The organism is Chrysiogenia bacterium (assembly GCA_020434085.1).
In the GTDB taxonomy this organism is placed as follows: Bacteria; JAGRBM01; JAGRBM01; order JAGRBM01; family JAGRBM01; genus JAGRBM01.
Genome location: JAGRBM010000313.1, coordinates 1 through 20,549 on the forward strand (window position 1 = coordinate 1; position 20,549 = coordinate 20,549).

Annotated in this window: 11 protein-coding genes; 8 read left to right on the top strand and 3 right to left on the bottom strand. The window is 63.7% G+C overall.

The features are described 5' to 3' along the window. Positions 1-11 precede the first annotated feature (11 nt). On the top strand, positions 12-6,842 hold the full coding sequence (locus KDH09_10825; protein ID MCB0220178.1) for a hypothetical protein: 6,831 nt from the start codon (positions 12-14) through the stop codon (positions 6,840-6,842). A gap of 33 nt (positions 6,843-6,875) precedes the next feature. Further along, positions 6,876-7,694: a FecR domain-containing protein gene (locus tag KDH09_10830; GenBank protein MCB0220179.1), complete on the top strand. Its 819-nt coding sequence runs from the start codon at positions 6,876-6,878 to the stop codon at positions 7,692-7,694. A gap of 27 nt (positions 7,695-7,721) precedes the next feature. Here KDH09_10830 and KDH09_10835 read toward each other — a convergent pair whose 3' ends face one another. From KDH09_10835 to tadA, 3 genes are all read right to left on the bottom strand, one after another. Next, the gene (locus KDH09_10835; GenBank protein MCB0220180.1) at positions 7,722-8,513 is read right to left on the bottom strand and encodes a HEAT repeat domain-containing protein; all 792 of its coding nucleotides are present in this window, start codon (positions 8,511-8,513) and stop codon (positions 7,722-7,724) included. Continuing rightward, the gene (locus tag KDH09_10840) at positions 8,510-9,529 is read right to left on the bottom strand and encodes an NAD(P)-dependent glycerol-3-phosphate dehydrogenase (GenBank protein MCB0220181.1); all 1,020 of its coding nucleotides are present in this window, start codon (positions 9,527-9,529) and stop codon (positions 8,510-8,512) included. Before KDH09_10840 ends, KDH09_10835 begins: the two co-directional genes overlap by 4 nt. A 76-nt stretch (positions 9,530-9,605) precedes the next feature. After that, positions 9,606-11,408: a Flp pilus assembly complex ATPase component TadA gene (tadA, locus tag KDH09_10845; GenBank protein ID MCB0220182.1), complete on the bottom strand. Its 1,803-nt coding sequence runs from the start codon at positions 11,406-11,408 to the stop codon at positions 9,606-9,608. Positions 11,409-11,604: 196 nt separating this feature from the next. Here tadA and KDH09_10850 point away from each other — a divergent pair, with 196 nt between their 5' ends. The 6 genes from KDH09_10850 to KDH09_10875 all read left to right on the top strand — a co-directional run. Beyond that, positions 11,605-13,611, top strand: coding sequence for a GAF domain-containing protein (locus KDH09_10850; GenBank protein MCB0220183.1), 2,007 nt, complete (start codon positions 11,605-11,607; stop codon positions 13,609-13,611). A 7-nt stretch (positions 13,612-13,618) separates the two neighbouring features. Continuing rightward, positions 13,619-13,876, top strand: a complete 258-nt coding sequence (locus KDH09_10855; protein MCB0220184.1) for a glutaredoxin family protein — start codon at positions 13,619-13,621, stop codon at positions 13,874-13,876. After that, on the top strand, positions 13,863-14,576 hold the full coding sequence (locus KDH09_10860) for a TlpA family protein disulfide reductase (GenBank protein ID MCB0220185.1): 714 nt from the start codon (positions 13,863-13,865) through the stop codon (positions 14,574-14,576). The genes KDH09_10855 and KDH09_10860 overlap by 14 nt, the downstream gene beginning before the upstream one ends. Positions 14,577-14,924: 348 nt before the next feature. Continuing rightward, positions 14,925-18,518, top strand: a complete 3,594-nt coding sequence (gene smc, locus KDH09_10865; protein MCB0220186.1) for a chromosome segregation protein SMC — start codon at positions 14,925-14,927, stop codon at positions 18,516-18,518. Between the two features lie 27 nt (positions 18,519-18,545). Beyond that, positions 18,546-19,763: a PQQ-binding-like beta-propeller repeat protein gene (locus KDH09_10870; GenBank protein MCB0220187.1), complete on the top strand. Its 1,218-nt coding sequence runs from the start codon at positions 18,546-18,548 to the stop codon at positions 19,761-19,763. A 44-nt stretch (positions 19,764-19,807) separates the two neighbouring features. Beyond that, a partial coding sequence (locus tag KDH09_10875; GenBank protein ID MCB0220188.1) for a hypothetical protein occupies positions 19,808-20,549 on the top strand: 742 nt, incomplete at its 3' end.

The window sequence follows — 20,549 nt, forward strand, 5'->3', positions numbered from 1 at the left end:
GCTACCGCTGGGTGCGCCAGCGCGCACGCACTGCATCAAATCAGTCACTCGAAATCCGCTGTACCTACGAAATTGCCGAAGAGTTCGAAGCCCTCGATAACCTGGGCCAGGCGATGGCCGCCTACGACGAGCTGAGCATCAGTTCCAACGAACAGTGGTCGAAGCGCGCGCAGCTCGCCCTCGTTCGTCTGGAAGCCAGAATTCTCTCCGCCGCGGCGCTCGGCGAGCAGGCCGACGAGGTGGTGAGCCAGGAAATTCAGGGCTACGCCCGGCGCCTGCTGGCCATCGCCGGCGATCCCGAGGCCGCCCTTGGGGCCGAAGCCCTGCTTGCGCTGGCGCGCATCCAGAAGGACTTTCGGCGCCCGCTTCGTGCGCTCGACAGCATTTCCGATCTTGAACGCGGTTTCCCCGATGCTCCGGAAGTGGTCGCGCGCGGCCGCATGCTGCGTGCCGAGATCTTCCGCGCCCGCGGCGACGAAGAGGCGTTCCAGCAGGAACTGCTGGCCATTACGCAGGACTATGCCGATCGCCCGATGATCCGGCAGAACGCGGTGCGACGGTTCTTGAACTCCATCGAAGAAGAAGAGGCCGAGCCGCGCGCCCTGGTCGAGCGTCTTCGTCAGGCGATGACCCAGCACGCCGACCTCGGGCTTCTGCAATCGCTGGGCGCTTTGCGCATTGCCCGCGCCTACAAACGGATGGATCTTCCGCACGCGCAACGCGCAGAACTCGAGTGGGTCATTGTCCACGAGCCAGAGCAGAGCGCACTTCGGGCCACGGCAATGGAGCGGTTGCTGCTCCAGCTTGCTGAATCGGGGTCGCTCGATGAAGTGGAGCAGCTTGTCCCCGAATACGAGGCGCAGGCGGCGCGCTCACTCCCTCAGAAAGAACAGGACGCGGCGCGCGGCCGGATCATCGATGAACTGCTGCGACGCGCGGCGATATTGAGAGACCAAAAAAACACGCAGGGAGCGCGTGCGACCTATGAGTATCTGACGCGAATCTATCCGGACGTGCTCGGCGCCCACTACGGGAGAATTTCCCTGGCCGAAGATTCCGATATTCCTGTCCTGATTTCCGAGTATGAACAGGAGGACAGCGGCGCCGCCCACTATGCGTTGGCGCTTCTCCGGCTCAGGGGGGGCGGCGTTCCCGATCTCGCTGAGATTCTTGAAGAAGATATCGACCCGGCCCTTCGTGCGGCCCCGACAAACTCTGCGGTGCACCAGCTTCGCGGCTACGTCTACCAGATCAACGAGACCGTCTATCGCCAGCGCGGCGTAGGCGGAATTGAAGAGGCCATTCAGGCCTATCAGCTCGCGCTGCTACTGAGCGCCGATTCCCCGCGCCAGTCACGCCGCCAGAGCGAGCTCTACGCGGCGCTCGGTAACGCGTTCATGAATTTTACCCCACCCAATTACGAGCGCGCCGCCCACTACTACCGGCTCTACATGGACTCAGCGCCGGTATTCGAGAATCAGACGCGTGAACTGGCGTTGCGAGAGCGAATGGCCCGGGCCGCCTTCCATGCCGGTGAGAGCCGCCGGGCGGCCGCGCATGCAGGGCGCGGCGCGGTTCTGGCCGCTGCGCTGGGGCGAGCAGCACTTCACGACCGCCTGCTCTCCTACGAGGCCATGTGCCTTCAGGAGACAGGGGATCACGAAGCCGCCGTGGCGCGGCTCAAGGAAGTGGAGGGCTCCCCGCGCGGGCGCGTTCGCACCTCCCAGCGCAACCGGATACTCCGCAACCTTGCCTACAACCGCTACCAGATCGGTGCGCGCATCGAGGCGCTCGCCAATCTCAAGGAAGGTCTCGAAATCCTGCAGGACCCTTCAGTAGAGTTTCGCAGCGCCAGGGCCGATACCCAGGGCTTCTCCGCGGATGCGTCCGAAGAGGCATTCGGCTTCTCGCGAAAGGGAGAGCTGCGCCTCAACTACACCTATGCCGGACAGATTCGCGAGGAACTGGGGGAGCTGGCACAGGCGGTCGAGCTGCAGAAACAGAAACTGGCACTCTTTCCCAGGCCCGAGAACGAAAAGGGTGAGGAAGCCCTCAAGTATCACAGCCGCGTGGGCATCGGATGGAACCGGATCGCGCGTCTTGAATATGCGCGTTCAAATTTCGTCGAAGCGGCGCAGGCTCTGCGGCTCTCGCTGGCAAATGCGACGCAGGCCCAGCAGCTCCGCGGGCAGGCGCTCGCGCTCGGAGGGTTGCTCCGTTCCCTGCTCGTTTCTGATGGCGAACTCGGCGCGGCCGATATTACTCAGATCGGCAGTGCGCTCGATCAGCTCGTCGATCAGCTCATCGAACAACGGGCGAAGGGCTTGCCCGTGGATTACACACTGTTGGCGCGGATCTATCACACGCGTGCGATGCTGGGAGCGACCCAGTCGGGATCGCCCGAACCCTGGTCCATGGTGGACGTTCTCCGGGATTTCGAGGCGAGCGCCTATGCCTTCACACGCGCCGAAGAACAGAGCGCAAAGGGGCTGGGGCCCGAGCGATTGAGCGTCCAGCTCAACGAACTGGCTTATCTGCGCCAGATCGGTTTTACCGGGCTCGCACTTGCTCGCGCGGATCAACTTCGCACAGCGCTTGCCTCGCAAGGGCTGCGTTGCCTGGCTTGGCACCTTCCGCTCATCGAAGGGATCGGTGACAAGGAAGCGCGAGGCCGGCTGCTGGATGAGCTGCGCAGCTTTCCGCCGGGACTTTGCACGGAACTCTCCGCGGCGCAGCTTCGCGATACTTACGAGCGAATCTTTGAGCGCCTGCTGGCGGCAACGGACGACGCGGGAGAGCTGAGCGCGCTGCTGGAACTGCGATCCGAGCTGCTGCTGGCCGCCGATTTTGGTGGGCGTTCGTGGACGTTTGCAGATGCCGGAGAACAAGCGCGCGCCACAAAGATAGAAGAAGCGCTCGGCAAGGCACGTGCGAGCGGCGAGGCCCTGCAGCATTTCCGCATTGTGGAGGGATCGCTTGAAAACCGCGAAGCACTCGCCAGCCTCCAGTCCCAGTGGCAGGAGGCGCTTGGCGGTGCGAAGCTGGCGATCGAGAACGCGAGGGCCGCGGATGCGGCCCTCGCGCGGCTCTATGGGCCGGTTGTGCCGGCCGAGTCCGAGCTCGCCAGTGCGCTGGAGCAAAGCGCACTCATTCGCATCACGCCGCTCGAGGGCAGGGGTCTTCTCCTGATCCGCCTTCCGGGCAGTGATGAACCGGTGAGCGCCTTCGTCGATCTTCCGGGCGGTTCACCGACCCCAGCGGCCTTTGATGAGTGGCTCAACGCCAACCTGTTTCCCTGGGCCGATTCACTTGGAAGCGCAGACGGCATCTACGTCATTGCCGACGACGCGCTCGCCGCGCTTCCCTGGCAGCGACTGGCTCGCGCGCTGGGAAAGGACGTGGCCGTCTCCCAGATTGGATCGCTGGCGCATCTTGTCATCGCCCACCAGCGGCGAAATGCCAACAAGGGCCGCGGGATGCTGGTCGCACGCACCGATGCGGGCAGCGAAACAGAGATCGCGGCGCGCTATGGCTGGCTCGAATCATTTCACGGCTCGCTCGCCGAGGAAATCACGGGGCTTCGCGGCTTCTATTTCCGCGACAACACGGCGCAGGAGCTGGCCGCAACGCTCAGCGATCCCACGAGCCAGTACCACTTCCTGCAGGTGATGGCGCCGCTGCAGCTCGAAGCGGGAGTTCCGCTCTCGAGCAATCTGGCGCTCTGGTCCCCGGTTGGAGGTAACTCGCTTTCCCTGGGGCAGTGGACGCGCATTGGCGCCCAGATGAACCTGACGGTGTTTGCCAATGTGAGCGGGCAGCTCGATGGCCAAAACTTTGCCGCGTTTTCGTATCTGAGTGCGCTGGCCGGGATGCCGAGCACGGTGCTCGTGCGTCGCCACATGCCGCTGGCGAGTCCGGCGCTCCAGGAACTGGAGGCATACAAGCGGCTCTTCCAGCAGGTGCTTCCGGGCGCGGATGGGCGCTATGCGCGCGCCGGTGACGCAGCCGACCGGCTTTCCATGGACCCGGCGTTTGCGGCGATGGACGTGCGCTTCATGGGCTATCTGGGAATGGACAACCAGGAGGCGCAGGCCTTCGCGCAGGAACGACTCAATACGCTGGCGTCGGCAACCGTTGCAGCAGTCCAGTCCGGACGCATGGACGAAGCTGCGGGCAGTTCCGAGCAGGCCATCGTACTGATGGACGTCGTGGGCGTTCCGCCGCAGAGCCTCATGGAGATGCTCAACGTCGCGGTCTTTACTCACAAAAAGGCGGGACTGCTCGAGCGCGCGACCAAGTACGAAGAGCGACAGGTGCGCCTGCTGGAGCGCGGCGGCATCGGCGAGGCCCTCGTGCGCGTCCTGTTCTTCCTGGGCCGCGACGAACTGGCACTGGGCAAGCATCAGAAAGCCGCAGGGACGCTCGCACGCTCGCGCGACTACGCGCAGCGGATCGAGCGTGCCGATCTCGAAATCGTCGTGCTCTCTGAACTGGCACGCGCGCAGGAAGCCGGCGGCGATTCCGCGCAGGCGCTGGCCTCCTATCGGGACGGTTTGGCGCTGGCGGAAAAGAGCGGTGATACCGTCAGCCGCGAGGAGTTCCACTACAACCTGGGGCGCGTGGCGCACACGCGCATCCATGACGAACAAATGGCGGCCACGCATCTTGAAGCTGCGCTGGAGCTGGCGAAGTCCCTGGGAGAGGCGGCGCGTCGCAATGCCGCGCGCGACGCACTGACTCTGGTGCTGGTCGAACAACAGCGCGGCCGTCTCGAATCGGCACTTGGGACGCTGGCGGAGCTGCTCCCCTGGGCCGAAGCGCTGGGCGACAAGGAGTTGCTGGCGCAGGGCCTCGTCTATGAGGCGGTCGTGCACAGGAAGCTCGGCGACCTCCCACGCGCCGAGCAGGTGCTGGCGCGTGCGCAGGATCTTGCGGCTGGCGCCGGTGCGTCGCAGGTGCTGGCCGATGCCCGCAACGCCCGCGTGCTCATTCGTCTCGATGAAGGGCGTCTCGAAGAAGCACTCGCGCTGGCCGAAGAATTGACCGGCGAGGAACTCTCGACCGAGACAAGCCTGGCCGCATTCCACAATCTGGCACTCGTCGCGCTTGAGCTGGGAGACCTCGCCCGCGCCCGCACGGCATTGGAGCGTGCGCAGTGGTTCGCCAGCCGCGTGGGGGAGCCGCTGGCCATTGCGGATGAATTGCTGGTCGAGGCGCGCGTCCTGCATGCGCAGCCCCAGTTTGCGCGGGCAGCCGTCGAAAAACTGGAACAGGCGGCAACTGCCTATGAGAGGGCCGGGCATCTCAGTCGAAAACTTGAGTGCCGGATCGCCGCGCTCGAATGGAACGGGCAGGGAGGCGATTTTGATGCGCTGCTGGCCGATGCCGAGGCGCTCTCGCGCGATGACCTGCGTTGGCGCGTGCTGGGGATGCTGGGGCGCAATGAGGAAGCCGTCGCGTTCTACCTTTCGTCACTTCCCATGCCCGATGCCGTGCTGGAGCGGCGCGGACTCGATCCGGCGGCGGGTCTGAATCTGGTGCGAGAGCAGGTCGCCGTGCTTGCCGGGCGCGGCGAGGCCGAGCAGGCGCTTGCACTGTGGGAGCAGGGCCTTGCTCGCAGGCGCCAGTCGCTGCTGACCGGGCAGAGCGTCGCCCTCGATCGCAGCCGTGGCGGCGTTCTCATCGAGAAACTCCTTCACGCATGGGCGGAGACAAGGGCCCGGCGCTTTGAGCCCAGGCCCGACGCCGAAGGGCTTAATGAGCTTGAAGCACGGGCGGGTGCGCTCTTCGAACAGCTTGCGAAGGAATCCCCTGCGCGCGCGGCCTATCTGCGTCCGCCCGCCGGCGTGCTCGCATCGCGCCGGGCTGAGCTGGAGCCGGGCGATCTTCTCATCAGCGTCGTGAGCGCGACCAAGCAGAGCTGGTTCTTCCTGGTCGATCACGAGTCGGTGCAGGCAGTGCCTCTGAAGCTGGCGCGCGCGCCGCTGGCCGCCCGCGCGGGCGCGCTGCGGGAGCTGCTCTCGTCCATGGCCCGCTACGATGCCGAGCTCGAAGCTCTGCGCGCGCTTCTTCCCGAAGAAGTGCTGCAGCGCGCGGCTGCTGCAAAGCGGATTGTCTTTGTCAGCGACGAATCATTGCAGGGGCTCCCGATGCAGCTCGTTCTTTCAAGCAACGGCGTGCCGCTGCTCTACCGTGCGAGCCTTGCTGCGCCGCTGCGCGCAAATGGTGGTGGGAGTGCCGGCCCGCTCTCGGTGCTGGCGCTGGCGCGCATGCCCGCCACGCAGGTGAGCCGCTCCATCCCGCCGCGCACCGACAAGCGTCCGACGGCCGAGCAGGAAGAGCTCTGGGATCAGGAAGTCTTCGAGATCCTCGATGCCGCCGCGCTCGGGCGTTACGTCTCGATTCCCGGCGCGCTCAGCGGCGCGACGGACTGGCGCCCGCGCCAGAGATTCAGCGCGCTGTGGTGCGCGGCGCAGGCCCTTCCGGGGCGCAGGGGGGGCGGTACCTGCGGCGGTGCCGAGGGAAGCGGCCTGCCGCTCTCGGAGCTGGCGGCGGCGCGAGCGCTGCCCGGGCTGCTGGTGCTGCCGGCCTATCAGGCGCGCCCGGCAGAGGGCCAGAATCTGGCCCTCTGGCTCGAATGGGTGATGGACGGGCGCGGTGTGATCTTCGGCACAGAGCGCCTGCCCGTATCCGGGGCAAGCTATGGAAAGGCGCTCATCCGCGCCCTCTCGGCGGGCAGGGCGCCGGCTGCGGCGCAGCGTGAAGCCCGAGAAGCGGTGCGCGCGCGCTGGCCCCATCCGGCCCACTGGTCGAGTTTTCTCTATTACGGTCCGATGGACTAAGTTTGCAGGCACAAGGAATCAGGACAGAAGAACATGCGCAAGCACCTCACAGGACTCTTTGTTTTTACCGCCGCAATGGCCCTCGTGCTCGGCCTTACCCGCCCCTCCGAGGGGGCAAAGGGCGAGGCCCCCAAGCGAGGCGTCGTCACTTACGTGAGCGGCGCGGCCCAGCACCGCGAGAAGGCGGCGACTGCCTGGGATGCCCTCCAACTCAAGGACGACGTCACCAGCGGTGAGACCGTCCAGACCAAGCGCCAGACCCGCGCGGAAATCGAACTCGACGCGGGCAAGCTCATCCGCCTGGACGAGAACACGATCGTCGACCTGGTAAAGCTCTTCGAGGAAGAGAACAAGAAGAACACGGTGACCCTCGACGTGGCGCAGGGGCAGGTGTGGTCGCAGATCGCGTCGCTCGGCGGCGAAGAGGCCTTCAAGATCAACTCGCCGCTGGCCGGCGCCTCGGTGCGGGGCACGGTGTTCAACTTCGCCGTGGGCAGCGGCAACCGCACCAGCGTCGACGTCTTCCGCGGCGCGGTGGAGGTCTACAACCCGTTTCCGACGAAGAAGCTGGAGCCGGGCAAGGGCTACGGCGAGCGCCATGAAGTGAGCGGTCCCCAGGAAGTGCAGGGGCCCAAGGAAGTCACGCTGCAGGAGTGGTACTACATCGTGCGCAGCATGCAGCGCATCTCCATCGCACCCGGCCAGAGCACCTTCGAGGTCGAGGACATCAAGATGGACGAGGCCGGCAACGAATGGCGCAAGTGGAACGAAGAGCGCGACGCCGCCCGCGAAAAAAACCAGCCCGAGGGCGGGGAAGAATCCGAGACGGTCGTGCCGCCGGTGCCGGAGTAATGCAGGAACTCGACGACGAAGGGCGCCCTAGCGGCGCCCTTCCTTTTTGGGGTGACAACTCTCAAGTGCGTATTGAAAGCTGCGCTTTTTGTGCCATATCGCCGGGAATTGTTGAAGGATCGGATACAGACGTGCATCGCCGAGAGCATCAGCTGCATCGATTGCGAGGTAGCTGATGTGCGTTTGGTTTAATTCATTTTTTATGAGCCGGAATGCGCGCGGATCTTTTCGCACGGCTAGCCCGCAGATGGCCTCATTTCGGATTTCGTGATCTGACTCTTTGACGCGAGCATAAAGTGCCTTGCGAAGCGCAGGGCTATCAGTTCGAAATTCTGACCCCAGTGCGAACGTTGCCCAGTTACGAACATCTGGATCTGTATCTTGTGATAGTTGAATCAGCGCATCAGTAGCCTTTCGAGTATTGGAGCCTGATACGCTGTAGGCAACTGCTTCCCTTACGTCGGGGGACGGGTGCTCTGCAAAATTCAAAATTGCATCTCGAATTCTTGCAGGCATTCCCAACGGGTAGAAACGCCCTAATGCATAGATGGCTTGGAGGGCGACGGCCGCGGAACGGTCGGCCAAGCCAACAAACAAGAACGGCTCGGCAAGGGCGTAACGCTCGGTGAGCGCACCGCTCCAGCGCGCAATTTGAATGCCGAGTTCACGATCACCGGCCTTGCTGGATGCCAAGAGCGAGGGGACGTGCTTGAGAGGATCGGGTCGCCGCTTTTCGCAGGCCTTGCCAAGTAGCCCGAACCGCTTGCCCATGCTCCGGGTTTGACGTGCCTGGGCAATGAGCTGGTCGACCTTGCTCACTCCAGTTCACTCTTCAAATCTCTTGCCAGCAGATCCTGCAGGGCGATTTTGACGTCCTTGCCTTCGTGGAGGACGCGGTAGACCTGCTCGGCAATGGGCATTTCGACGCTCTCGCGCTGGGCGAGCTGCCAGGTGCTGCGCGCGGTCTCGACGCCTTCGGCGACCTGCTTCATGCCGCCCAGGATGTCTTCGACTTTTTCGCCCTTGCCGATGCGCTCGCCGACCGTTCTGTTTCTGGAAAGGCTTCCCATGCAGGTGAGCACCAGGTCGCCCATGCCGGAAAGCCCGGCGAAGGTGAGCGGGTTGGCCCCCATGCGCACGCCAAGGCGCGAGATCTCTGCAAGGCCGCGGGTGATCATGGCGCACTGGGTGTTGTAGCCCATGCCCATCCCCTCGAGTGCGCCGGCGGCCAGCGCGATGACGTTCTTGAGCGCGCCGCCGAGCTCTACGCCCACGACGTCGTAGCTCGTGTAGACGCGAAACCAGGGCTGGTGAAAGACCGCCTGCACCTGCCGGGCGATGCGGCCGTTCTCACAGGCAAGCGTGACATTGGTCGGCATCTTCTGGGCGACTTCCTTGGCGAAAGACGGGCCCGAGATGTAGCAGAGCGAGCCGTGCATCTCGCGCGGCAGCTCTTCGAGGAAGACGTCGCTCATGAGCGCCAGCGTGTCTTTCTCGATTCCCTTGGAGGCGGAGACGATCGCCGTGCCAGGCTGCAGGTGATCCTTCATCTCGCGCACGACCGAGCGCAGGAACTGGCTGGGCACCACGCTGACGATGAGGTCCTTGCCGGAGACTGCGGCCTGCAGGTCGCTCGTGGCAGTCAGGTTCTCGGGAAGCTTCGCGCCGGGAAGGAACACGGTGTTCTCATGCTCGGCGTTGACGGCGGCGACGACTTCTTCCTCGCGCGCCCACAGGGTGACGGGAAAACCCTTGCTGGCCAGCACGAAGGCCAGCGCCGTGCCCCAGGCGCCGGCGCCGACTACTGCGATTTTTGGTGATTCGAGATTGATCATGCTTGTCTCAAGTCTCTTTCGTATTGCTCTCTGGAGTATCGGAACTTGCCGCGACGATTTGCGCGCGGCGAGGTGACTAGATCGTCACGCGAATGACTTCATCGAAGGTCGTGATGCCCATGGCCAGCTTCTTCACCGCTGCCTCACGCAGGGTGAGCATCCCCTGATCAAGGCCGGCCTTTCGGAGCTCGACGATGTCGGGGTTGTCCTTGATGAGTTTTCGCACCTTGTCGGTCATTTCAAAGGCTTCGTAGATGCCGTCGCGCCCGCGGTAACCGGTGTTGCGGCAGAGATTGCAGCCCGCGCCCTGCTGGACGGGCAGCTCCTTGCGCGACTTGGTCGGAATCTTGAGAAGCTCCATCTGCTCCTGGGTGAGCATGACGGTCTCCTGGCACTCGGGACAGATCTTGCGCACCAGGCGCTGGCCGATCACGCCGAGCACTGTTGAGGATACCAAGTAGGGTTCGATCCCCAGCTCCAGCAGACGCGTGACCGCCGAGGCGGCGTCGTTGGTATGCAGCGTGGAGAGAACGAGGTGCCCGGTGAGCGCGGCCTGCACGGCGTTCTCTGCCGTCTCATGGTCGCGGATCTCGCCCACCATGATGATGTCGGGATCCTGCCGGAGAATCGTTCGGAGCGCGCTGGCGAAGGTGACACCGATCTTGGTGTTCACGGCCGTCTGGTTGAAGCGCTCGATCACCATCTCGATGGGATCTTCGATGGTGGTTACGCTGACCTCGGAGGTGGCGATCTGGTTGAGCGCCGAATACAGCGTCGTCGTCTTGCCGCTTCCCGTGGGGCCGGTGACCAGAATGATGCCGTTGGGTGACTCGATCCACTTCTCGAAGAGCTGCTGCTCGCGCTGGAAGAATCCCAGCCGGTCGATGTCCTGGATGAGCACCTCGGGGTTGAAGATGCGGATGACCATCTTCTCGCCGAATGCCACCGGCAGGGTGGACAGGCGCATTTCCACTTCCTGTCCGTAGTGGGAGAGCTTGTGGCGCCCGTCCTGCGGGCGGCGCTTCTCTGCGATGTCCATGCGCGCGCGGGTTTTCAGGTGTGATACCAGCGCCGTCTGGATCTCGCGGCGCATCTCCAGCACCGTGTGCAGCATCCCGTCGATGCGAAGGCGCACGTGCGCGGTGGCGCGCTTGGGCTCGATGTGGATGTCCGAGGCCTTGTGATCGAGGGCGTAGTTGAACAGGTAGTCCACCAGCTTGCCGATGACCCGGTTGTCGGACTCGATCTCGGCTCCCTGCTTGAGCTCGATCATGTTCTCGAGGTTGCTCAGGTCCGTCTGGATGGCCCCGAATTCCTCACCGGCCTGCTGCAGGGACGAGCGCATGCCGTAGAACTCGGTAATCACCTTGAGAATGTCGGTCTTGGGAGAGAGCACGGGCTCGAAATCCCGGCCGAGCTGCTTGGATAGATCCGCCAGCAGCGGGCGGGCCGAAGGATCGGGAATGGCCGTCAGGATCTTGCGGCCCTCCGCGCGGATCGGCACAATCATGTGCCGGTTGGCATAGCGCTGGGGAAACTGGGAGGTCACGAACTCGGCGTTGAGCTCGAGCGGGTTGATCTTCTCAAAGCGCATCCCGTAGTGCTTGGCCACCAGTTCGGTGATGCGATCCTCTGTGAGCACCTTGCCGTTATCCGAGCCCGGCGCCCGCAGGTGCAGATAGGAGAGCACGTCGACCGCGGAGATGGAGGCCGCGCGGCCCTCCAGCCCGAGGCGACGGAACTGGCCGCGTCGTTCCTTCAAAATGGCAGTGCGCAGCTCGTTGTCACGCTGCTGGATCTCGCCGGCATTGCGCTCTTCGAGCAGACCCTCCTGCACCAGGATCTGACAGAGTCCTCGGGTTGTCAGCTCTTGTTCCACCGGCAAAAACCTCTATTGATTTTCAAAGGTTAGACCGCTTTGCAGCACCGGAGCAAGATGCCCGTAGATCTGGGGTGGTCGGCCCGGCGATGTCCATGCCCGTTGGCCCTTGCGCCCTGCTTTGTGATACATGGCAGGTGTTTCGAGGCAGGGGGAGGGGGCTGCAAAGCTCCGAATCGCACGGGGGACGTACAGCATGAGGGGATCCCAACGCACCAGCGTTGTCTTTTTTGGCGATTTTGATGCCAGCATCAAGAAGGCCCTGCCGAAGCTTCCATCGCAATTCGCGCGCCTGCAGACCGACGACACCGAGGCCGTCGCCGAGCTGGTGGACCGGCATGTGCCGTTTCTGCTGGTTTTCGACGCGGACAAGACCGGCAAGGTCACCAGCGAGCTGACCAAGCGCATCGGCGCCAAGCACGCCAAGGCCCGGTTCGTGGCGCTTTACGGCAAGAATGGGCCGTCGATCAAGAAACTCTCGGCCCACCGCGCGGTGACCAGCCTGCTCAAAAAGCCGGTGGAGGCGCTCGAATTCCAGCTCGCCGTGCGCAAAGCGGCCGATCTGCTCGACACAGAGTCGAACAATCTCTCGCTCGAAAAAGCGGTGGAGCGCCAGCGCGACGACTTGGAAAAATTCTTCAAGATTGGCACCGCACTCTCCACAGAGCGCAACCTCGAAAAGCTCCTCGACATGATCGTCAAGGAATGTCGGCGTGCCACCCGCGCAGATGCCGGCTCGCTCTACCTGATGGAAGATGTCGAGGGGGAGGAAACAGGCCCTGTTGGCGCGCCCTACCGGCGCGATGAGGAGCATCCCAAGGTGCTGCGCTTCACCGTTGCGCAGAACCACTCGGTCTCGGTGCCGTTCCAGAGCTTCACCATGCCCGTGAGCAAGAGTTCCATCGCCGGTTACGTCGCGGCAACGGGCGAGATTCTGAACATCAAGGACGTCTACCACCTGCCCAGCGACAGCCCGTTCGGCTACAGCAAGGCCTTCGATGAGAGTGTCGGCTACCGCTGCTGCTCCATGCTGACCGTGCCCATGACCAATCGAGAGGGCGAGGTCATCGGCGTCATGCAGCTCATCAACAAGAAGCAGCCGGGGATCGAGTATCTCGACAATCCCGAGAATACGCCGAACCGGGTCGAGCCCTTCGACGTGCATGATGAGCACCTGCTGCTCTCGCTGGCCTCGCAGGCGGCGGTCTCCATCGAGAAGGTCCGCCTCTACAACGATGTCGAAGGCCTGTTCGAGGCGCTTGCACAGAGCTATGCCCACGCGCTCGAAATTCGAGATCCCGTCACTGGCGGCCACTGCGCGCGCCTGGTTCACTATGCCATGACCATGGCCGAGAAGATCAACGCCCAGACCGAGGGGCCCTTTGCGGGCGTGCGCTTCAACGAGGACGAGCTGCTCGAACTCAAGTATGCCAGCTTCCTCCACGATGTGGGCAAGATCGGCGTGCGCGAGGCCGTGCTCAACAAGGCCCACAAGCTCTCGCCGGCCGACGAGGAATCACTGCGCGCGAAGTTCGGCTTCATCCAGCAGAGCGTGCTGACCGAGGCCTACCGCAAGGGCAAGGCCAAGCCTGGCGAGGACCTCCCCGACGAAGTGGCGGCCGAGGTCCATGCCTGGCAGGAAGACCTTGAGTTTCTGCTGGACGTGAACTCGCGCGGGTGGGTCAAGCCCGAGGAAATCGAGCGCATCAAGGAAATCGGCGCGCGACAATACAAGGACGTCGACCGCAAGAAGCGTCCGGTGCTCACCGATCACGAGATCGAGAACCTGACCATCCAGCGCGGCAACCTCTCGCCGCGCGAGCGTGAGAACATCGAGAGTCACATCGCGCTGACCTGGGACATCCTGGAGGAAATCCCCTGGCCCAAGCGTTTTGCCAATGTGCCGCACATCGCCGGTTCCCATCACGAGAAGCTAGACGGCAGCGGCTATCCCCACGGCCTCAAGGGTGAGCAGTGTCTGGTGCAGGCGCGCCTGCTGACGATTCTGGATATTTTCGAGGCGCTCACCGCCCGCGACCGTCCCTACAAGCCGCCGATGCCCATCGAAAAGGCCATCGCCATCCTGCAGGAAGAGGCTGACGCCGGGCACCTGGACAAGGATCTCGTCAATCTCTTCGTGGAAACCGAGGCATGGAAGGATTTCCAGCAGACCTTCGACTCGCTGGCCAGCAAGGCCCAGTAGCGCGCCCATGAGCGTCCAGGTCACGCTTTACACCCGTGCCGAGTGCCACCTGTGTGAGGAGGCTAAGGCCGTGCTGGAGCGTGTGGCCGCCGATCAGCCCTTTGCCCTCGAAGTTGTCGATGTTGATACCGATCCGGACCTGGCGGGCCAGTATGGTCTTGAAGTGCCAGTCGTGTTGATCGCCGGGCGCAAGCGGTTTAAGTATCGCGTCGACGAGGAGCGGCTTCGAAAGCTCCTCACACTGGGGAACGATGGAAAACTCTGAGACAGACGCCGAGACTCTGGAAGCGCACAAGACCCGCGCCGAGCGCAAGGGAGCGCAGTATTTCCAGGCCATGATTCTCGTGATCGTGCTGGGCGGACTGGTGCTTTACTTCTTTCCCCCGGAAACCCAGGAGCGCAGCTTCCTGAAGGCCGGGGACATCGCCGAGCCGTTCGACCTGCCGCTGGTGGATGGCTCGGGCACGATGAGCTGGGAAAAGGACTTCAAGGGCAAGGTGGTGCTGCTCAACTACTGGGCCACCTGGTGCAAGCCCTGCCTGGAAGAGATGCCGGCTCTGGACCGCCTTCACGACCGTCTGGAGGCCGAAGGGCTGACCGTCGTGGCCATCAGCGAAGATGATGTGATCGCGCTTCCAAGGGACTTCAATGAGGAAAACGATCTCTCTTTCCCCGTCCTCTGGGACGATGACCACCGGGTGGCCTCGCGCTGGGGGACCTTCAAGTATCCCGAGACCTACGTCATCGGCCGCGACGGGGTGGTAGTCCAGAAGCTCTTCGGGCCCGCTGACTGGGACTCGACCAAGGCCATCGAGTTCTTTCGGGGCCTGCTGACCCAGGGAGAAGAGGGTAACGAGGCCGCCGAGATCCCCACGGACCCCGGAGCAGCCCGTTCGCCCGAGCGCGGCAGCATGCGCCAGAAGATCGAGCAGCGCGGCGGCGCTCCCTCCGGCAGTGTCCAGTAGCCAAAACCCGCAGTTATTTCAACGCCTTAGCTCTACCCAAAAACCTGTCAGAAAGCCGCACTTGCCCCTTGCAAGGGAGCGAGTACTTCGATAAGCTCTTATTTGCCTCACGTTGCCATATATTGCATTACCAGTCGTGTCGACGTGGGCCGAGTTGTAGAGGTGTAGGGCGTCCGCTTCAGCGTAGCGGGATTTTGTGCCGGCAGGGGTAGTGCGGGCACAGGTGAAAATCCCCTCGTCCTTGCACCCGGAACAGCACTTAAATAAGTAGGAGAGGCTGGGCGGAGTATTCATCCGGCGCGTGGCAGTTGGGCCGCGGCCGGGGGAAGAAGCGCCCAAAATTCCGGGATGAAGATCAAGCAACTTCAGGCGCACGGCTTCAAGAGCTTTGCAGATGGCATCCGCCTCGACGTCCATGAGGGCGTCTCGGCAATCGTTGGTCCCAACGGTTGCGGCAAATCCAACATCGTCGATGCAGTTCGCTGGGTGATGGGCGAGATCTCCGCCCGTCATCTTCGCGGCCAGAGCATGCAGGACGTCATCTTCGGTGGCACCCAGTATCGCAAGTCCATGGGCCGCGCAGAGGTCTCGGTGATCCTGAGTCACCTGGCCGAATCGCTGCCCGAACCCTACAACCAGTTCACAGAACTCGAAGTCACCCGCCGGCTCTATCGCACCGGTGAGAGCGAATACCTGATCAACCGCAAGCCCGCGCGCCGTCGCGACGTGGCCGAGCTCTTCCTCGAAGCGGGCGTGGGCACGCGTACCATCTCGATCATCGAGCAGGGGCAGGTCACCGAGGTCGTAAAAGCCAAGCCCGCCGAGCGCCGCTTCTTCATCGAGCAGGCAGCCGGCATCCTCAAATACAAAAGCCGCCGCGAATCGGCGCTGCGCAAGCTCGAAGCCACCAAGCAGAATCTCAACCGCGTCAAGGACGTTCTCAACGAACTGACGCGCCAGCGCGCCACCCTTGAGCGTCAGGCCGAGAAAGCGCAGCGCTATCGGGAAATTGTTGAGACCCTGCGCGAAGCGGACTTGGCCAGCAGCTCGGCCCAGTACATCCACCTCGATTCCCAGCGCAAGGAAATCGCCGAGCAACTCTCGCTGCTCGAAACAGAGAAGCGCACGAAGAGCGAGCGGCTCACGGGCCTTGAATCCGACATCGCCAAGGCGCGCCTGGAGCGCGCCGAGCGCGAGCATGCGCTGGCCCAGGCGCAGGAGACGGTCTACGCCATCTCCAGCAAGATTTCCGAACTCGAAGCCGCGCGCCGCGTGGCCGAGGAAGGCATTCGCATTCACAGCGCCAACGCCGATCGCGCTTCCGAGGAAGCCTCGCGTCTGGACGGGCGCCGCGCCCAGCTCGAAGAAGAAGAGGCCGCCGCGACGGCCGAACGCGATGCAATTGAAGCGCAGCTCGAAACGCTCTCGGAGCGACTTGCCGCCCACAAGGAAAAGGTGGACGAGCAAAGCTCTGCGGCGCGCACCGCGACGGAGGCGCGCGAGGGCGCCCGCAAGGCCCACCATGAACGCATCTCGGAGCGCGACGGCTGCGTCTCGCGCCTGGAATTCGCCGAGAAGAGCAAGGAAGAGACCGCGCGCCGGATCGGCAAGCTCGAAGCCGAGCTCTCGGAAATCACTTCGCAGATCAACGAACTCTCGCAGACCTCGTTCGGGTTCGCCGAGACGCTCAAGGCATCGAAGGAAACCTTCGAACATCTGGGGCGTGAGCTGGCCGCCGCGGAAGAAAAGCTCGGTGCCGAGCGCGCGCGACTCGACGTCACTGAAGCCGAACTGCGCGCCGCCAAGGAAAATCTCTCAGACAAGGCAACGCGCCTTTCCTCGCTGCGCGACATCGAGCGTCGCTACGAGGGATACGGCAAGGGCGTCCAGGCCATCATGCTCGAGGCCGAGCGTCGCCTGGCCGAAGAGGGACGAAACGGCATCTACGGCATGGTGGCCGACGTGCTCAAGACGCGGCCCGAGTATGAGCGCGCGGTCGAGAGCTTGTTGGGTGAGCGACTGCAGCACATTGTCGTGAAGACCCAGAACGAGGGCATCGAGGCCGTCGAGTTTCTCAAGAGCGAGGCCAAGGGGCGCAGCTCCTTCATCCCGCTCACGCTTCGCCCCGAGCAGCATCCCGCATCGCTGAGCGGGTGCGAGGGCGTGGTCGGAACGCTTCGCGAAGTGGTGGACGTCAAGGAAGGCTATGACGCCATCGCCGACTATCTGCTCGGGGACGCCGTGCTCGTTGACCGGCTCGACCATGCCGTCGATACCTGGGGCGGCAGCGACCATCATCACACGCTCGTTACGCTCGATGGTGATGTGGTTGATCGCTTCGGCGTCATCACCGGCGGCACCGTCGAGGGGGCCGGCACGGGCGTGATGACCAAAAAGCGTGAGATCGAAGAACTCACCGGCGCCGTCGAGGAAGCCAGCGAGGCGGTCAGCCTGCTCGAAGCGCGTCGCTCGACCGAGGCCGCGCAAGTGGCGTCGGTCGAAGGGCAGGTCGAGGAATACAAGGTTCGCCTGCACCGGGTCGAGATCGAGATCACCAGCCAGGAAAAAGACGTCCAGCGCATCGACAAGGAACGCGAGCAGGTTTCGCGCCGCCGCGAAGACGTCGAGGCCGAACTCTCGGGCGAGCACAATCAGCTCGCCGAGCGCGAGGAAGAGATCAACCGCGAGCGCATCGAGCGCGACCGGCTCGAAGTGGCCGTGACCGAGGCGCAGACCGATCTGGCCCGCGCCGATGAAACCCACGCCGCGCAGCAACAGGCACTCTCCGAGGCGGTTGCGGCGCTCGAAGAAGCCAAGGTCGAAGCCGCCGGCATGCGCGAGCGCGCCGAATCCCTTGGAAGCAACGTCGTGCGCCTTGCCCGCGCGATTGAGGACGTCAAAGCCCAACATACCGATAAGGGAGAGCAGGCCGGGCGTGAGCGCGAGCAGGTCGAAGCCCTCTCCGGGCAGGTGCAGACCATCCAGGGACAGCTCGAAGAACGGGCCAGCGAAAAAGAAGAGGCTGAACGCCGTCAGTCCGAGGCCCGTAGCGCTTTCGATGCCGGTGAGAACGAGCTTAACGGTCTCGAAGAAGAACTTGCGCAGGAACGCTCAGGCATCGACGAAGTGGCCGAGCGCGTGGGCAACTGCTCCATCAGCCTGCGTGAGTCGGAAATGAAGATTCAGCGCGTCGTCGAAGATGTCACCGAGAACTACGAGCTGGAACTTGCCGATCACGTCGCGCAGCTTCCCGAGGAGGAGTGCGAGCGCCTCTCCCAGGACGAGCTGCGCGAGGAGCTCAAGGAAGAGGCTGAGCGCCAGCGCCGCCGCCTCAAGGCCGTGGGCTCGGTCAACGTCGATGCGATCGAAGAATATGACCAGGTGCTTGAGCGCGAGCAGTTCCTGCAGGGACAGCACGACGATCTGATCACCAGCATCGCCGACCTCGAAAAAGCCATCTCCAAGATCAACAAGACCACGCGCGAGCGTTTCCGTGAAACCTACGAGGCGATCAACGCCCGCTTCCAGGAAGTCTTCCCCAAGCTCTTCCGCGGCGGCAAGGCACGCCTCGAACTCACCGACCCGGCCAACCTGCTGGAAACCGGTGTGGAGATCATCGCCCACCCGCCGGGCAAGAAACTCGGCAACATGGACATGCTCTCGGGTGGTGAAAAAACGCTCACTGCCGTGGCGCTGCTGCTGGCGATCTTCCTCATCGCGCCTGCGCCGTTCGTCATCCTCGATGAGGTCGACGCCGCGCTCGACGATGCCAATGTCGATCGCTTCAACGACGTCGTGCGCGAACTGATCAACTACGCGCAGGTCATCGTCATCACCCATAACAAGCAGACGATGGAAATCGCCGACACGCTGGTGGGTGTGACCATGGAAGAGGCCGGTGTTTCCAAACTGGTCAGCGTCCAGATGGCCGAGGCTTCCTGATTGCAGGCAAGGGGAGGGCGCTCCGCCATGGCAAGGCACGCACTGCTTGTGCTCCTGGGGGCGCTGCTCCTTGGCGGTTGCGGGCTCCCTGCCAAACGCGGGATCGCCTGGTCCTGGCCCGAGAACCTCTCGGAACTCGACACTTACTGGTATGCGTTCAATCCCGATGCGAGCGCCGACGCCCCCTACGAGTGCGGCAGCGGGCGCGTTGCGCGTTACTGCCCGAAGGGCGCGGAACTTCCCGAAGAACTCCGCCTTCGCCTGCAGGCCCGGCGCATCCTTGATGGGGTCGGCGGCTTTGGCGGCCCGGCAGCACTCGAATCCCTCATCCATTCGGGTGATCGGGCCTATTTCCTGAGCAGCGACGACTCGGTTTACGCCTTTGACGCGAGCACGGGCGCGGTGGACTGGGCCATCGAGGGGCCGCTTGGCTACGACTGCCGCGGCGAGTTGGTCCTTGCCGCAGACCGGCTCATCCTCGCCTGCCGGCACAATCTTGGGCGCGACCACTCACTCATCGCTTTTGATCCAGCCACGGGGCAGACGCTGGCAACCGCGCAGCTGGATGCCGCTCCGGCGGCTGTGTTTGCGCGCGGCGCAAACGTGGGCGTGGTGCTGGGTGACGGCAGCCTCTGGCACTGGGCGCCCGGCACGGACGCGCCCGAGATGCGCGGCGAGCTTCCCGACCGTTTCCATTCGCTCTTCGATGCGATCGGTACGGGCGTTTACGAGCCCGCACCGACGCTGGTGAGTGACGGGGTAATCTACGTGGGCGGCGCCACCAATCTCTGGGCCTTGGGCGAAGATCTCGCCGAGAAATGGCATGCGGGGTTGCCGGGCAAGGCGCAGGCGATCGTGGCGATGGACGAGCGCGTGGTCGTGCTGGCAAATACCGGGCAGGCGGCCTTGTTTGAGAAATCTACGGGAAGTGAGCTGGCGCAGCTCGATGCAGGCGAGCTCGACGTCAACTGGTTGCTGGCCTCCGTTGGCAAATCGCTGGGCTGGGAACTGACCCAGGTTGCCGCAGATCACTCCGGCCAGATCGTCTTCTGCGAGTTCCGCGGCCTTTGCCTCGGTCTTAGCGCCGATCTCTCCAGATTGCGCTGGGCGGGCCGCGTGGCAGAGCGGCTCAAGCGAAACCGCCCCTATGTTGTGGGCGACCGCCTGCTCATCGAAGCTCCGGGCGGCAACCTGATCGTGGTGCCGGGGCTGCCGCTTGGCACAGGGCCGCAAAGCTCCAACTAAATACTGTGTGACGGAGCCCCCTGCGGCGCGCTATAACTCAGCGCGTGCAACAGGGGACAGAGATCACAAGCGTCGGAGCGGCAACCCTCGGGGAGCTGGATGCAGGGCAGGAGGATGCCCGCGGGCGCTACCTGCGTTTCGCCGGGATTGTGCGCTTTCTGCTGGGCGCAATCACGGCGACCTGCATGTTCTACCTGGACCATGTGGGGCTGGTGGACCTGCCGCTCATCTTTGTCGCGTTCGTTTGCTTCATCGGCTCTTTTGCCAGCCTGATCCACTACCCGCTCTTCAAGCGCTATCCCCAGCACTTCCACAACCTCATTCTGCTCTTTTTGCTGGTGGATTTCGCCGGCATCCTGATGATCCAGATCCTGTTGGGCGGTCCCTACGCGATGTTCGTGTTGCCGCTCTACCTGATCGGTATTTTCTTTGTCGGCGTGGTGAGCCGCCACACCGACTGCCTGATCCTGGGCGCGCTGGTCGTGGCAATTACTATCATCTCGCGCATTGTCGACCCCTCGCTCTACGCGCTTGCCAGTCCGGGCGATCCCGGCGGACTCACCCTGGCGAACGTCTACACCGGCGCGGCATCGGCCTTCACCATTTCGATCACCCTGCTCGCCTATCTGCTCTTTCGCGTCATGGACCGCCAGCGCGGCAAGCTCTCGGACCAGGGGCGCGAACTGGCGGTCATCAACACCGAACTCATGCGTTCGAATCGCGATCTGGAAGCGGCCAATCGCTACAAGAGCGAGTTCCTCTCCACGATCAGCCACGAGCTGCGCA

Excerpts from the sequence above, each read along its gene's own strand:
- KDH09_10870 (MCB0220187.1), top strand. The coding sequence starts at position 18,546 with ATGGCAAGGCACGCACTGCTTGTGCTCCTGGGGGCGCTGCTCCTTGGC.
- KDH09_10850 (MCB0220183.1), top strand. The coding sequence starts at position 11,605 with ATGAGGGGATCCCAACGCACCAGCGTTGTCTTTTTTGGCGATTTTGAT.
- KDH09_10855 (MCB0220184.1), top strand. The coding sequence starts at position 13,619 with ATGAGCGTCCAGGTCACGCTTTACACCCGTGCCGAGTGCCACCTGTGT.
- KDH09_10840 (MCB0220181.1), bottom strand. The coding sequence starts at position 9,529 with ATGATCAATCTCGAATCACCAAAAATCGCAGTAGTCGGCGCCGGCGCC.
- smc (MCB0220186.1), top strand. The coding sequence starts at position 14,925 with ATGAAGATCAAGCAACTTCAGGCGCACGGCTTCAAGAGCTTTGCAGAT.
- KDH09_10830 (MCB0220179.1), top strand. The coding sequence starts at position 6,876 with ATGCGCAAGCACCTCACAGGACTCTTTGTTTTTACCGCCGCAATGGCC.
- KDH09_10860 (MCB0220185.1), top strand. The coding sequence starts at position 13,863 with ATGGAAAACTCTGAGACAGACGCCGAGACTCTGGAAGCGCACAAGACC.